Source organism: Burkholderia sp. Ax-1719, from assembly GCF_011753055.1.
In the GTDB taxonomy this organism is placed as follows: Bacteria; Pseudomonadota; Gammaproteobacteria; order Burkholderiales; family Burkholderiaceae; genus Paraburkholderia.
Genome location: NZ_VWWJ01000018.1, coordinates 147548 through 162557 on the forward strand (window position 1 = coordinate 147548; position 15010 = coordinate 162557).

Sequence of the window (15010 nt, forward strand, 5' to 3'; positions counted from 1 at the left end):
GGCTTTTGTTTTTGGGGCGGCTCCAACGCATCCGTACCATGGCTAACGTCACCTGTGCCGCAACGCATGGCCGTTCACGGTACATCGCACGCTTCAGCTAAAAACGAAGCGATTTCCATCGTGTCAGTAATGGTAGCGACACGAAACAATGTTGATTTGAGTGCCGTTTAATTCGTAGACAAGGCGGTTGGTCTCGTCGATGCGGCGCGACCAGAACCCCGTCAGGTTTTCTTTCAATGGCTCAGGCTTGCCTATACCTTCGAACGGTGAACGCTGCGTATCCTTTATCAGTTGATTGATACGCCTTAACGTTTTCTTATCCTGCCCCTGCCAATAGACATAGTCATCCCAGGCTTCGGCAGTCCACATGATGTTCAGAGCACCACTCATTGCCCGTCTTCAACCAGCTTGCGAGGTTTGAGCTTGCCTGCCCTCGCCTGAGCAATTGAACGCTCCAGATGCGCGACGTTGGCGGGAGAGCGCAGCAGGTGAACCGTTTCCATCAAGCTGTCGTAATGCTCTTGCGACATGACCACCGCGTTCGGCGCATCGCGGCGGGTAATGAGCGTAACGTCGACATCATCGACAACCTGATCGATCACGCGCTTGAGGTTGGCTCGTGCGTCAGAAAAGGGAATCGTGCGCATATTTCCTCCTTCACCATTAACCTGTACTGGTATTCGTACAAGTCTATCACACACCTCAGACATGTACAATTTATCGTACATATCAAGATAAGTTCGTACAGAAACTCACCCCGTTGATTTATTGAGACGATCGGTCTAATATCCCCGACATGGACACGATCTCCACCACGAAGCCGCGCCGCGGCCGTCCGCCCAAAGATCCGCGTGCGCACAGCGATACCCGCGAAACGCTGATCCGCGCGGGTCTGGAATTGCTGACAAGCCAGGGTTTCACCGCCACCGGTCTCGACACCGTGCTCAAGCTCGCGGGCATTCCCAAAGGCTCGTTCTATCACTACTTCGACAGCAAGGAAGCCTTCGGCCGCGCGCTGATGGACGCCTATGACGCCTATTTCTGCGCGATGCTCGACCGCTGGCTGCTCGACGACGCGCGGCCCGCGCTGGAGCGTCTGGCCGCTTTCGTCGATAACGCCAAAACCGGCATGGCGCGCTACGACTACACCCGCGGCTGCCTCGTCGGCAATCTGGGGCTGGAGGTGGGTGTCCTGCCCGACGACTACCGCATACGGCTAGAGGCTGCGTTGCAAGGCTGGCAGGCACGCGTACGCACCTGTCTTGCCGAAGCGCAGCAAGAAGGCCGCATCGCAAGGAACGCCGACCTCGACGCGCTGGCCGCGTTTTTCTGGATCGGCTGGGAAGGCGCGGTGTTGCGCGCGCGTGTCGTTCGCGACGGCGCGCCCTTGCAGACCTTTTTCCAGGGATTCATCGCCGGGCTCGGTTGTCCAGCTTCGGCGCAATAGATCGCCTGACGTCACATCAACAGCGAGACACTCATCATGTTCAAAGGCATTCTCATCGAGAAGGAATCCGAAACATATTCGGCCCGGGTAAGCGATATCGACGAAGCACGTCTGCCCGATGGCGACGTACTCGTCGATGTGCAGTACAGCACGCTGAACTATAAGGACGGTCTCGCGATTACGGGCAAAGGCCCGGTGGTGCGCAGTTTTCCGATGGTGCCGGGCATCGACTTCGCGGGCACGGTCGCGCGAAGCGCCGATCCGCGCTACGCCGTGGGCGATGCGGTCGTGCTCAACGGCTGGGGCGTCGGCGAGCAGCACTGGGGCGGCCTGGCGCAGAAGGCGCGTGTGCGCGGCGACTGGCTCATTGCGCTGCCCAAGGGTTTGACGGCGCGGCAAACGATGGCCGTCGGCACGGCGGGCTATACGGCGATGCTGTGCATTCTCGCACTGGAGCGTCATGGCGTCGGCGCGAGTCATGGCGATGTGCTGGTGACGGGCGCAAGCGGCGGCGTCGGCAGTTTCGCGATTGCGCTGCTCGCTCGGCGCGGCTATCGCGTGGTGGCATCGACGGGCAAGTTGCAGGAATCCGCTTATCTGCATGCGCTTGGCGCCGCCGAAGTGATCGACCGCGCGACGCTCGGCGCGCCCGGCAAGCCCTTGCAGAAGGAGCGCTGGGCGGCAGCCATCGATTCAGTCGGCGGCCATACGCTCGCCAACGTATGCGCAAGCCTGCGCGCGGACGGCGCCGTTGCCGCCTGCGGCCTCGCCCAGGGTATGGATTTTCCGGCCACCGTCGCGCCTTTCATTTTGCGCGGCGTCAGCCTGCTGGGCATCAACAGCGTGACGCGCCCGTTTGCCGAGCGTCAGCAGGCGTGGCAAGCGCTGGCCGACACGCTCGACCTGGCGGCACTCGACACCATCACGACGGAAATCGGCCTGGAAGCGGCGATTCCCGCCGCGCACGATCTGCTGGAAGGTCGCGTGCGTGGGCGCATTGTCGTCGACGTCAATCGCTGAAGACGCCTTTTTCACCTCAGTCGACGTCTGAAATTCGCCTCGGCCCCGTTTTTCAAAAAAACACCGGAGCGAAAATTTCGGCTACATTCCCAAGGCGTCGACTCCAGCACAGCACTTTTTTGCATGAATTCCCGCGTCCCTTCGTTCGATGTGCTCGCCCAGCCCGCGCGCGACATCGCCCATAGTCGCTTCAGCGTGGCGGATGAAGCACCGCAACGGCGCCTGCTCGCCTGGCGGGACCGGGTTGGGCATATCGTGGACGTACTGCCTTCGCGCGCCGATCTGGAGCGGCCGTTTCAGGCGTCAATCGACCGCTTTCAGGTGGGCGATCTGGTCATGACCGATTGCCGCTCGGATCTGATGCTGCTCGACCGCTCGCTCGCCCGCATCTCGACGGACCGGGTGCGCGACTTCGTTTTTCACGTCTTCCTGGAAGGTAGCGCAGACAACGTTTCCGTGCGCGCCTCGTCGGCGGCGTCCCGCGACGCGTCCGACGCGCGCGCCCGCATTCTCGCGCTGGATATGAATCAGCCCTTTCGCATGCAGCGGCACGCATGCCGGCTGATCACGTTTTTCGTGCCGGCCACGCTGGTGCAGGAAGTTTTCCCGGATCCCGAGGCCATCCACGGCCGCACGCTCGACGGTTCCCTGCCGCTCGAACGGCTGATTCTCGACCACGTCGCGACGCTGAGCCAGACCATCGGCTCGATGAACGCGCTGGAAGCAGACGATGCGATCCGCGCCGCGGGACGGCTGACGGTTGCCGCCTTCGGCCGCCAGGCGCGCCTGAGCGGCGACGCGCGCGCAGCGGCGCGGGCAGCGACCTTTGGCCAGATCCGGCGCTATATTCAGGCGCATCTGACCGACGATGAACTATCCCCTGAAAGCGTGCTGGCCGCCTTCGAATTTCCGCGCCCGACGCTCTATCGCCTGTTCCAGCACGAAGGCGGCGTGAATGCCTATATCCGCCAGCAGCGTCTGCGCCGCGCCGCCGACGACCTGATTCGGCATCCGCACCTCGCGGTCGTCGAGATTGCTTATGGGCTGGGCTTCAAAAGCGCGTCCGATTTCACGCGCGCGTTCCGGCGCGCCTTCGAAATGGCGCCGCTGGATTTCCGGGCGCTGGTGAGCCGGAGAATGGCGGCCTAGCTGCCGCGTCGCTCCCTGAACAGCACGATTGCGCAGAAACTGGTCGCGCACGCGGGCGCCACATACCACGCGGCCGAGAGCGGATCGCCGGTCCATTTGATCAGACCCGTCACGATGAACTGGGCGGTTCCGCCAAACAGCGCCACGTTGAACGCCTGCGCGACCGCCATGCCGCTCGCCCGCACCCGTGCGGGCAAGGCCTCCAGCACCAGCAACGCGATTGCGACAGCGCTGAACGCCATCGTCACACTCACGAGCGCCGCGCCGGCGATGATCGGCAGCGCGCTGGTGGCGCGGGTCGCCATCAGAAAGACCGGAAAGACCATCAGCGTCGTGCAGCCCGACGCCACCAGCGCGACCGGCTTGCGACGCGGCAGGCGGTCGAGCAGACGCCCAGCCAGCGGCGGAATCGCCATCAACAGGAACGCCGACGAGGCCGACGCCAGATAGCCCGTCAGAGCCGGCATATGCATCACGCGCGTCGCGTAGCTCGGCATGAAATAGACGATCGAATAGACCGGGATGGTCTGCCCCATGATCATCAGCATCCCCAGCACAATCGTCTTGCCGTGGTCGCTGAACAACTCGCGCAGCGGCGTGCGGGCAGGTTGTGCAGATCGCTCCGGCATCGGCACATCGCGAAGCCGCCGCCGTACATAGAGCCCAAGCGGCGCGATCAGCAGCCCAATCCAGAACGGAATACGCCACCCCCACGACGCCACCGCCGCAGGGGACAGCGTGTGGATAATCAGGATTCCCAGGCTTGCGCCCAGCAGCGCTGCCGCGCCCTGGCTCGCGGGCTGCCAGCACACGCGCGAGCCGCGACGGGACGCCGGTCCCGCCTCCAGCACGAACGTCGCCGCCACGCCGATATCGCCGCCCACCGCAAAACCCTGCAACGATCTCGCTACGATGATGACGAACGGCGCAAGCACGCCAACGCTGGCGTACGACGGACACAGCGCCAGCGCGGCCGTGCCCAGCGCCATCAACCCGGTGGTGCGCGTGAGCGCCGCGCGGCGGCCCATACGATCGGCGTAGGCGCCGATCATCATCGCCCCGACCGGCCGCATGAAAAAACCCACGCCAAAGGTGCCGACGGCCCAGAGCAGCGAAGTGAGCGGATCGCTCGCAGGAAAGAACTGATCGCCGATCATCACCGCGAAGAATCCGAAGACGGTGAAATCGAACATTTCCAGACCCGTCACCAGCGATGAAGCGACAACGGTTTTAATCAGTTCGCGGCGATCGTCCAGGTTGTTCCCATCCTGTTGATTGCCCGCAGGCCGTTCGCGCGGCGCGGAAAGTGGCGTGAGCATGCTTTTCAAAAAACCCGGTGATTCAGCGGTCGCGATGAACCGCGCAGCGTTGCACGATACCACGCAGCGCCGCTGCTAGAAGTATTGCTCTGATTTTCTGCTTGTCCATCGCATATGCATGTCATATCGATCCGACACCATCACGTCGCGATCGATTGCGCGCGCAACCAACTCCATTGTGCGGCGATCGGCGCACTACACCTACGATTTCACAACAATTACAGGAACCTGACATGAAAACGCGCGCCATGACGCTCGCCTGCAGGTTGGCTTTTTCGGGGATCGCGGCAAGTCTCGCGGCTTGCGGCAGCAGCATCAGCGACACCGCCCATCTGCAGATTTCGGGCATCGCGGGCCAGGGTACGGCCGTGGTCGGCGTAGCCGTCACGGTGACGGACCGCACCGGCGCTGTCACGCAATCCGCCGTGACCGACTCCAACGGGCAATTCTCCGTTGCGGTCTCGGGACACGCCCCGTTCGTGCTGACCGTTCCCGTCACCGATGCCGACGGCACGCCCGCCGTGCTGTCCTCGATCATCGATCCATCGACGGGCGACGGTACGCAAACGCTCAACGTCAATCTGAATCCGCTCACCTCGCTGATCACGCAGCGTGCGCTTGGCGCGGCGCTGACCACTGCGCCCACCGCCTCGCAGATCACCTCGGCCAATGTCAGCGCGGCGAGCATCAGCCAGGCGGTCCAGGCCGTCGATGCCGTGTTGCAGCCGCTTTTCACCGCGCTGAATGTGCCCGCCGCGCTCGTGGCGGACCCAATCGGCTCGGCCACCTACCAGGCCAATTCGTCGAATGCGCTCGACAGCCTGTTCGACAACACGCGCTTCACCGTGCACAACGCCACGGTCAACGTGGGCAATAACAACGGTGCGCCGACGCAGAATTCCGCCACCTACCAGACGCTCCAGTTGCCCGTGAGCGGGTCGATGCCCGCGCCGCTGTCGAGCGGCCCGGTCGCCGCCGCGCTCGCGCAGACCCAGAGCGCGACAACCACGCCGATTCAGCACCTCGTCGTGATCGTCGGCGAAAACCAGACCTTCGACGGCCTGTTCGGCGCCTACGCGCCGCCGTCCGGGCAAACGGTGAAGAACCTGCTGTCCGAGGGCATCATCAACGCGGACGGCTCGCCCGGCCCCAACTTCGCGCTCGCGGCGCAGAACCAGGCCGCCGCGCCCAGCGCCTACACGCTGAACCCGACCCGCGCGGGCGCATACGGCTCGCTGCCTTCGCCGGAAAACACCGGCATGCTCACGCTGAACAACCTGCCGGCGTATATCAGTTCGGTCGCGCAGGGCAAGACGCCGACCGCCGCGCCGACCTCCTATCTCTACGGCGCAGCCGATGCGGATTTCCCGGTCACGCTGAAGAATGGGCCGTTCCAGATCACCTCGTCGTCGGCGAGTTCGTCGCTGGTGAGCTACAGCCAGCCCGCGCCGGCGCTGGTCGGCACGGCGGCCACCAACGCCAGCTACGCCACGCTCAGCACGCTCTATTCGTCCCTCGGCCTGGTTGCGACGACAGGCGACCCGGTGCACCGTTTCTTCCAGATGTGGCAGCAGACCGGCGGTGACAACGCGAAGCTCGATCTGTTCACGTGGGTCGCTTCCACGGCGGGACAAGGCGGCGATACGGTCGAAAACGTGCCCGGCGGCCCGCAGGTCAGCCCGACCAACCCCGGCCAGGGCGGCGAGCTGATGGGCTTCATGAACATGTCGGCAGGCGACGCGCCGTACCTCAAATCGCTCGCGCAGCAATACGCGTTGAGCGATAACTATCACCAGGCGGTGATGGGCGGCACGGGCATGAACTTCTTCTCGATCGCCACGGGCGACCTGCCCTGGTTCAACAGCAGCGGCGCGATCGCCACGCCGCCTGCCAACCAGATCGAGAACCCGAATCCGCTCGCCGGCACCACGAACTTCTACACCCAGGACGGCTATCAGGGCGGCTCGTGGGTCAACTGCTCGGACAGCTCGCAGCCGGGCGTGGGCGCGATCCTCGGCTTTCTGTCGTCGAAGCATGTGGCGAGCAACTGCGACGCCGGCAAGTACTATCTGGTCAACAACTACAACCCCGGCTACGACCTGAGCGGCAACACCCAGCCGATCGGCGCAAACAACTACAACTATCCGCCGCAAAGCGTGCCGACCATCGCGGAGGCGCTGTCCGCCAAGGGGCTGTCGTGGGGCTGGTACACCACGGCGCGCGACACCACCGATGTGCAGGCGCAGGCCACTTCGCTCGCGACCAGCCTGACGGGCAGCACGACGCTTGCGTCGAGCCTCGCCGGTCTGCTGCAGCAGGCCGAGTACAACAACATCGGCGATCCGCTGGTTGGCTCGCAGAAGGTCATGACGTCCTCGCTCAAGGGCAATCTGCAGGACCTCACGGCATTCATCACCGCCGCGAAGTCGGGCAATCTGCCGGCCGTGTCCTTCGTTGTGCCGCCGAACACCTTCAGCGGCCACCCGGGCTTCTCTTCGCCCGCGGCCTATGAGCAGTGGCTCAGCCAGGTGGTGGCAGCCGTGACCGCGTCGAAGCAATGGTCGAACACCGCGATTCTCGTGACGACCGACGAAGGCGGCGGCCATTTCGACACCGGCCCGATCCAGCCGCTCGACTTCTTCGGCGACGGCCCGCGCATCCCGATGCTGGTGATTTCGCCTTACGCGCGCAAGGCGTCCGTCGATCACACGTACAACGATCACGCGTCGATTCTCAAGTTCATCGAGCGCAACTGGCGTCTCACGGCCTTGTCGTCGCGCAGCCGCGACCGTTTGCCGAATCCGTCGATGCAGGCCGTGTCGTACGTGCCCGCCAACGGCACACCGGCAATTGGCGATCTGATGACGATGTTCGCGTTCTGATGCGTCGAGGCTTCGCGCACGCAGTACCGGCGCGAAGCCTCACGCTTTCCTGCTTTTCCGCTCTACACCCATGATTCGAAACGGTCTCCCGCCTCGCGCCGGATGGATGGCGTTAGCCGCGCTAACGATTGGCGGCTTCGTGGCCAGCGCGCTCACCTGTGTGCCCAGTCTCGCCGATACACCGCATCTTTCCGCCCCGCCGCCCATGCAGCTGCCTACGCGCCGCTGGGTGCGCTATCCGGCCGTGCCCACGCAATTGAGCCCACAGGCCGCGCTTGGCAAGCGGATTTTCTTCGACGCCACGCTTTCGGCGTCGGGCAAGATGGCCTGCGCGTCATGCCACAGCCCCGAACACGCCTACGGACCGCCCAACGGACTCGCCGTGCAGCTTGGCGGCCCTGATCTAAAACGCCCCGGCACGCGTGCGGTGCCCACGCTGCGCTATATGACGTTCACGCCGGAATTTACACGGCACTACTATTTCCCCGGCTCCGAAGACACCGAAGACGAAGGCCCCGCAGGCGGCTTCATGCGCGACGGCTCGATTGCCTCGCTGCACGAACAGGCCGGCCATCCGATGCTGGACCCCAACGAAATGGCCAACACCAGCCGCGCCGTGGTGGTCGACAAGGTGCAGCGTGGCGCCTATGCGGACACGTTCCGGCAGGTATTCGGCGCACAGATTTTCGCTAACGTAGACACGGCCTTTGACAGCATCGGCATGGCCTTGCAGGCCTTCGAAACCGAGGACGCGAGCTTTCACCCCTACACGAGCAAGTTTGATTCGGTGATGTCGGGCAATGCGCTGTTCACCGCCCAGGAGCTGCGCGGCTACCAGTTATTCAACAACCCGTTAAAGGGCAACTGTGCGAAATGCCATTTCGACCAGCCGGGCCCCGGCGGTCGCCCGGCGCAATTCTCGGACTTCCAGTATGCGGCGCTTGGCGTACCACGCAACGCGGAGATTCCAGCGAATCGCAATCCTAAGTATTACGACATGGGGCTATGCGGCCCCTATCGTCGCGATCTCGCCGATGAAACCGACTTCTGCGGCCTGTTCAAGGACGCCACGCTGCGCAACGTCGCGACGCGTTCGGTGTTCTTTCACAATGGCCGCTTCCATTCGCTGGACGAGGTGCTGCACTTCTACGCCGAGCGCGATACGGCTCCGCAGAAGTGGTATCCACGCAAGAATGGCAAGCTGGTGCGATACGACGATCTGCCGCCGAAGTATCGCGACAATATCGACCAGCTCGACCCGCCCTTCCTCAATCACCACCCGGGCGAGCCGGCCCCGCTGAGCGAAGCCGACATTCAGGATCTAAGCGCGTTCATGAAAACCCTGAACGACGGATTTTCAGCGACCTCGGGCGGCCCGGCGCTTCACGAGGCGCATTAAAGCAAAAACGCGCGGCTCAACTACGCCGCGCGTTTTCTTGCCTCGCCGGGCTATACAGCACCCGGCCCAGCTACAAGCCCATCAAGCCGATGCGTTTTCCGTGCTCAGCTTGGTGACGGCGCCGGTGGCCATATCGTAGTGATAGCCCTGCTGCGCCAGTTGCGCGCTCATGGTTTCGACGATCACGCGCTGCTGCGATTCCTTGCGCAGCAGTTCGTTTTCCGGGTTCAGCTCGACGAGTTCCGCAGCCAGGCGGCGGCTCAGCGACGCCTCGCCCACACCGCGGGCATGCACGAGCATCATCTGCTCGTTGGCCTGCACCAGTTGCTGCTTCAGGCCGTTCGCGTAGTCGGACCACTTCTTCAGGTTGTCGTGCGCTTCGGCGAGCGCGGCAGCGTGCGTCTGGGCTTCCAGCGCGAGTTGAGCCTTCAGGGCTTCGAGCGCTTCTTCGTCGACATGAACGGCTGCGGCCGGCTCTTCGCTTTCCTTCGTCTGGCTCGCGGCCACGCTCTGGGCGAGTTCGGCGGCGTGTTCCTGCACTTGCGTCAGGCTGGCCGACAGGCGGGCGATTTCGCTCGCGCCAGCGTCGCGTTCGTCAGCGAGAGCGGCCATCTGCGCCTGCACGTTGCGCAGTTCGGAGGCAGCGGCGTCGCGTGCAGCCTGGGCGCCGCTGACTTCGTCGCGCTGGGCCGCGTGGGCTTCCTGTTCGGCTTGCAGTGCGGCGCGGATCGCTTCCACTTCGCTTTCAAGGCGGGCCACGGCTTCCGAATGGGCAGCTTCCAGTTCGGCGCGTTGCGCTTCGTGATCGACGCTTTCGACCGGTTCGACGGCCTCAACCGCTTCAACCGGCTCGACAGCCTCAACGGGCTCGATCGCCTCGACCGCTGCGGGCTCTTCCGCCACCGCCTCTTCCTGCACGGCCTGCGGTGCGGCTGCAATGTTCGCTTCGGCGGCGGCGCGCGCTTCGCGCTCGGCGCTCAGTTCGGCCATGGCCTTTTCCAGCTCAGCTTCCAGAGCCGCGACGCGATCGGCGAGTTCCTGCACGCGCTTTTCGGCGGCATCGGTGCGCTGCACCGCGAGGGCGATGTCCTCTTCCAGACCGGCCACCACGTCGACCTTGGCCTCGTAGGCGGTCGTCACGCGGTCGAGCTGGCCTTGCAGCGTGTCCAGTTCCTGCACCGTGTTCTGCAGTTCGGCGAGCGCGTCATCGCGTTCGCTCGATGCGTCGTCCACGCGCTGGCGCATTGCGCCCAGGCGGCGAGCCACCGCGCGCTCGGCTTCGTCCTGCGCCGAAGTCCACAGGCGGTCCAGCGCATCGCGCATCGTATCGGTCACGGCTTCGGGCAGAGCGGGACGCTCGACGACCTGCGGCGGGCGCGGTGCGCGCGCTTCGCGCCATTTGCGCAGCGATGCGGCGACCGACACGACCGATCCGGTATGCACTTCGGACCAGATGGCCACGGGCGACACCGGCTGGCCTTCCTCGGCCATGCGGTCCGCGATTTCAGCAACGAGTTCATCGGTGATCGCAATGTTGTTGCTAGACATATCCGCCTCAATAACGCGTAAGTAGGGTGACGAAGACCTTTCGTCGATCAGTGGTTGGAGCGAGCGCAGTCTGATCCGCGCAATACGGGAGATTGTCGGGGAAGCGCGTTCCGCTTGATCGACCGAAAAGCCGGGTTTACAGGGAGCTATTCGCGAGATGGGCGCAAGTTCGAGACCTGATGGAGCCGGGATTGCCGCCGATAGAGCCGATTTCAGGGTCGCATCTTATTTCGCGCCGCCTGATATGCCCGATCCGCCCGACCCGCCCGATACCCGCAGCCAGCCTGATAAACCCAGGATTCTAGCGTCAGCGCCAGCGTTTGCGTCACTCTCCAAGGCGCTTGCGCACATCGGCCAGCGCCGCCTGCGTTTCCTGATGCAGCGTGCGCACCAGTTCGGCGGCGGGCAAGGCGCGCGCCAGCGGTGCGGCCTGCCCGGCCCATTGCGCGCCGTAGCCGAACTCGCCGTGCGCCTTCGCCGCCGCGTGCAAGGCCTTGCCCGCGTCGTAGGCCACCGGATAGGCGGGGACGGCGGGCTTGTCCGCCGCCTCGCCCAGTTCGGTGAAGCGGTTCACGAGGCTGCGCGCCGTGCGCCCCGAAATCGCCGAGGTGAACGTAGTCGCGCGCGCGCCCTCGCCCAGCAGCGCGCGGCGGTAGCCGTCGTCGATCGCGGTTTCCGTGCTCGCGACGAAAGCCGTGCCCAACTGGGCCGCCTGCGCGCCCAGCGCGAGCGCCGCCGCAATGCCCGCGCCGTCCATGATGCCGCCCGCCGCGATCACCGGCACGTCGAATTGCGTCGCCAGCAGCCGCGTGAGCGCGAAGGTGCCGAGCAGCGGGTCGCGCGCGTCGGGGTCGAACACGCCGCGATGGCCGCCGCCCTCGATGCCCTGCGCGACCAGCACGTCCACGCCCGCCGCCACGGCCTGCGCCGCTTCGTCCAGGTTCGTCGCGGTCGAGAACAGCAGAATGCCCGCGGCGCGCAGTGCATCGATGGCCGCTTGCGGCGGCAGCCCGAAATGGAAGCTCACCACGGCCGGACGCTCCTCGATCAGCATGGCCAGCATCGCGGCATCGTCCACGAAGCTCACGTAGATCTCCTTGAGCGACGCGGGCGGCTGCGCGCCGAACTGCGCGAAACGCGGCGCGAGCCATTCAGTCCAGTGGCGGTCGACATCGGCGTCCAGACGCGCGGGCTGGTGGCAGAACACGTTGACGTTGAAGGGCCGCGCAGTCAGTGCGCGCGTTTCGCGCAGCGTTTTGCGTGCGGCTTCCACATTCATCGCGCCAATGCCGAGCGACCCCAAGCCGCCTTCATTCGAGACCGCTGCGGCCAGCGCGGGCGTGCTCACGCCTGCCATCGGCGCCTGCACGATGGGCAAGGTCATCTGGAGCCTGTCGAGCAGGCGGAGTCGGGATGCGTTCATAGAAACACCTCAATGGATTGAGCGCGCAACGTTGGGAATATCAACGTGTGCGCTTTTTAGGCTTCGCACCAAGCGGCTTCGGCCCGAGTTGATCGACCAGGAAATCGACGAAGACCCGCACGCGCGACGACAGGTAACGTCCATGCGGATACAGCAAAAAGAAAGGTCGCGAGCGGCCGCCCTTCTCCGGCAGCACTTCCACCAGCCGACCGGCGGCCAGGTCTTCCGCGACGATGAATCGATACGTCTGGAACAGCCCTGCGCCATGACGCGCGAGCGTGACGCCCGCCAGCACATCGCCCGAGGTGCCGTAGCCTCCTTGGGTCGCCAGTTCCAGTTCGCTTTCGCCTTCGGTAAACAGCCAGGGGATATTGCGACCACTGCTTGGCAGTTCGAACTGAATGCAATCCAGCCCTTGCAGATCCTCGATGCTGCGCGGTTTGCCCACGCGCTTCAGGTACGCGGGTGTGCCGACGATCACGAGTTCCGCGTCTTCGAGCTTGCGCGCCACCAGGTTGGAATCGTCGGGCGCGCGTCCGCGAATGGCGAGATCGAAGCCTTCATCGGCGAAATCAATATTGCGGTTGCTCAGGTGCGTTTCCACTTCCACTTGCGGATATTGCGCGCGAAATGCTGCGAGCAAAGGCAGCACGCGATAGTGGCCGTAGGGCGTCGGCATGCTGATGCGCAGCACGCCCGCCGGTGTGGTTTGCTGGCCGGTGACTTCGCGCTCGGCGTCCAGCAGTTGCCCGAGCGCTTCGCGGCATTGCTCGAAGTAGCGGCGGCCTGGGTCGGTGAGGCGGATCTGGCGCGTGGTGCGCACGAACAGGCGCGCGCCCAGCCGCGCTTCCAGGCGCGCTACCGAGCGGCTCACGGCAGCGGGCGTCACGCTCGCCTGGGTAGCGGCAAGCGTGAAGCTGCCCAGTTCGGCGGCGAGGCAGAACAGTTCGATGCTGCCCAATAACAAATCGTCGAAGTTGCGTTGCATGAGGTATTCCGGCCGTGGCATCGGTTCATGCGCCTGAGCGTCGCCAGACAAACCGGCTGAATCGGTCGAACTGAACAAGCGCGTCATGATGATAACCGAGCCTCCGGTTCCGACGGCGCGCCCGTGGCGCCGTCCCTGCAGCGCACTTTAAGGGGAATGCACGAGCCGATAAACACAGCCCTTTGCATATGACTTGTTACACGACGGAATAACCACGAAAGCTGCGCATACGCTTGTTACGCAGCGTACAAAGACAATTGCGCGAGCGTGACTGGCGATCCCCACATGGCGTGGATAAAGTGCGTTGCAACGGCGGACCCGATCGCCGCAATCCATGCCTGTCACGCAATTCAACAAGTAGAGGAACCCTGAATGTCTATCGAAACACGACTCGCCGAACTGGGATTGACACTGCCCAACCCGCCCCAACCGCTCGGCAGTTATACGGCGGTGAGCGAAGCGGGCAACCTATTGTTCATCTCGGGCCAGGTGCCGCTCGTCGACGGCAAGATGGCGTTCACCGGCCAGGTCGGGCGCGACCTGAGCGTCGAGCAAGGACGTGCAGCGGCGCGCGCGACCGCCCTCAATGTGCTCGCGCAGATCGCCCGGCATCTGGGCGGCGCAGACAAGATGGATCGGCTGGAGCGCATCGTGCGTGTGGAAGGCCACGTGAGCAGCGCCGAAGGGTTTTACGATCAGCCGGGCGTGCTGGACGGCGCGTCGGAACTGTTTGCGCAGGTGCTAGGCGAGCAAGCCGGGCACGCGAGATCGGCGTTCTCGCATTCGCAGTTGCCCGCGAATGCGGCGGTCGCGCTGGTGGTGATCGCGTCTTTGCGCGCGGCCTGATTCACGGCAGACGCGGCGCCAACCCGCTAACCACGCGCTACGCAGCGACATGAGAGAATCGGCGGATTCGCGCTGCGCCGCGCAGCGCCCCCTTTTTACGGAACCACCATGACGCAAGCCACCCCGCTTCAAATCGATTTCATCTCCGATATCGCCTGCCCGTGGTGCGCGATCGGTCTTTCTTCGCTGTTGCGCGCAGTCGAAAACCTGGGCGATGCCGTCGACGCCCGGATCGCCGTGCATCCCTTCGAACTGAGCCCGGACATGCCCGCAGGCGGCGCATCGCTGGTCGACTATCTTGGCAAGAAGTATGGCCGTACGCCCGAGCAGATCGCCGAAACCCAGGAAGCGATCCGCGAGCGCGGCGCGGCCGTGGGCTTTACGTTTGGCCCGCGCACGCGCGTCTACAACACGTTCGACGCGCATCGTCTGCTGCACTGGGCGGGTCTTGAAGGCCAGCAAGGCAAGCAACTCGCGCTCAAACTCGCGCTGCTGCGCGCGTATCACGGCGATTGCCAGGACGTGAGCGATCGCGACGTGCTAGTGCAGGCCGCCCAATCGGCCGGTCTGGACGGCGACGCCGCGCGCAAGGTGCTCGAAAGCGGCGCATACGCCGATGAAGTGCGCGCCGAAGAAGCTCAGGTGCAGCAGATGGGCATTCAATCCGTGCCTGCGATTGTGTTTAATCAGCAATATCTGATCAGCGGCGGCCAACCGGTCGAAACGTTCGAAAACGCCATCCGTCAGATTCTGGCTGAGCCTCAACAGGAAGGTTAAGCGCGCACGAGCCCCAAGCCCCGACTGGCGATAAACACAAGAATCCCGGGAAACCATCATGTCCGCCGTCTCGGCTTTCAAGCTCGTCCTGCTCTCCCTCATCGCCATCGTCGCGCTGGAACTGCTGGCGCGGCGGCTGCGACTGCCGCCCGCCGCGGCGCTGCTGGTCGGCGGCGCGGCGATGGCTTTCGCGCCGGGCCTGCCGCCCGTCG

At 64.5% G+C, this 15010-nt stretch carries 13 protein-coding genes; 7 read left to right on the forward strand and 6 right to left on the reverse strand.

Features of this window, described 5'->3' with window-relative positions; genetic code table 11:
- Positions 1-123: 123 nt before the first annotated feature.
- Both F3J17_RS25435 and F3J17_RS25440 read right to left on the reverse strand, forming a co-directional pair.
- Positions 124-390, reverse strand: coding sequence for a Txe/YoeB family addiction module toxin (locus tag F3J17_RS25435; protein ID WP_167065579.1), 267 nt, complete (start codon positions 388-390; stop codon positions 124-126).
- On the reverse strand, positions 387-647 hold the full coding sequence (locus F3J17_RS25440; RefSeq protein ID WP_167065582.1) for a type II toxin-antitoxin system prevent-host-death family antitoxin: 261 nt from the start codon (positions 645-647) through the stop codon (positions 387-389). Before F3J17_RS25440 ends, F3J17_RS25435 begins: the two co-directional genes overlap by 4 nt.
- Before the next feature lie 149 nt (positions 648-796).
- Between F3J17_RS25440 and F3J17_RS25445 the strand changes: the two genes are divergently transcribed.
- The 3 genes from F3J17_RS25445 to F3J17_RS25455 all read left to right on the forward strand — a co-directional run bounded on the left by F3J17_RS25445 (position 797) and on the right by F3J17_RS25455 (position 3616).
- On the forward strand, positions 797-1447 hold the full coding sequence (locus F3J17_RS25445; protein WP_167065585.1) for a TetR/AcrR family transcriptional regulator: 651 nt from the start codon (positions 797-799) through the stop codon (positions 1445-1447).
- Positions 1448-1483: 36 nt separating this feature from the next.
- Positions 1484-2467 carry an MDR family oxidoreductase gene (locus F3J17_RS25450; protein WP_167065588.1) on the forward strand — a complete coding sequence of 328 codons (984 nt, stop codon included), beginning with the start codon at positions 1484-1486 and terminating at the stop codon, positions 2465-2467.
- Positions 2468-2590: 123 nt separating this feature from the next.
- A complete protein-coding gene (locus F3J17_RS25455) occupies positions 2591-3616 on the forward strand; it encodes a helix-turn-helix domain-containing protein (RefSeq protein WP_167065591.1) in 1026 nt (341 codons plus the stop codon).
- Here F3J17_RS25455 and F3J17_RS25460 read toward each other — a convergent pair.
- Positions 3613-4935: an MFS transporter gene (locus F3J17_RS25460; protein ID WP_167065594.1), complete on the reverse strand. Its 1323-nt coding sequence runs from the start codon at positions 4933-4935 to the stop codon at positions 3613-3615. The two genes, F3J17_RS25455 and F3J17_RS25460, sit on opposite strands and share 4 nt — an antisense overlap.
- Positions 4936-5168: 233 nt before the next feature.
- On the opposite strand from F3J17_RS25460, the gene F3J17_RS25465 reads away from it, so the two are divergent.
- Together F3J17_RS25465 and F3J17_RS25470 are read left to right on the forward strand one after the other, a co-directional pair.
- A complete protein-coding gene (locus F3J17_RS25465; RefSeq protein ID WP_240161159.1) occupies positions 5169-7817 on the forward strand; it encodes an alkaline phosphatase family protein in 2649 nt (882 codons plus the stop codon).
- 106 nt (positions 7818-7923) lie between these two features.
- A complete protein-coding gene (locus tag F3J17_RS25470; RefSeq protein ID WP_240161160.1) occupies positions 7924-9216 on the forward strand; it encodes a cytochrome c peroxidase in 1293 nt (430 codons plus the stop codon).
- 81 nt (positions 9217-9297) lie between these two features.
- Here the strand turns inward: F3J17_RS25470 and F3J17_RS25475 are convergent, their stop codons facing one another.
- From F3J17_RS25475 to F3J17_RS25485, 3 genes are all read right to left on the reverse strand, one after another.
- Positions 9298-10764, reverse strand: a complete 1467-nt coding sequence (locus F3J17_RS25475) for a DNA-binding protein (protein WP_167065600.1) — start codon at positions 10762-10764, stop codon at positions 9298-9300.
- Positions 10765-11089: 325 nt separating this feature from the next.
- Entirely contained in the window at positions 11090-12187 is a 1098-nt protein-coding gene (locus tag F3J17_RS25480) for a nitronate monooxygenase (RefSeq protein WP_167065603.1), read from the reverse strand.
- A gap of 40 nt (positions 12188-12227) precedes the next feature.
- A complete protein-coding gene (locus F3J17_RS25485) occupies positions 12228-13175 on the reverse strand; it encodes a LysR family transcriptional regulator (RefSeq protein WP_167065606.1) in 948 nt (315 codons plus the stop codon).
- Positions 13176-13547: 372 nt separating this feature from the next.
- On the opposite strand from F3J17_RS25485, the gene F3J17_RS25490 reads away from it, so the two are divergent.
- On the forward strand, positions 13548-14021 hold the full coding sequence (locus F3J17_RS25490) for a RidA family protein (protein WP_167065609.1): 474 nt from the start codon (positions 13548-13550) through the stop codon (positions 14019-14021).
- Between the two features lie 108 nt (positions 14022-14129).
- Complete coding sequence (locus F3J17_RS25495) at positions 14130-14798, forward strand: DsbA family oxidoreductase (protein ID WP_167065612.1); 669 nt, start codon at positions 14130-14132, stop codon at positions 14796-14798.
- The last annotated feature ends 212 nt before the right edge of the window (positions 14799-15010 follow it).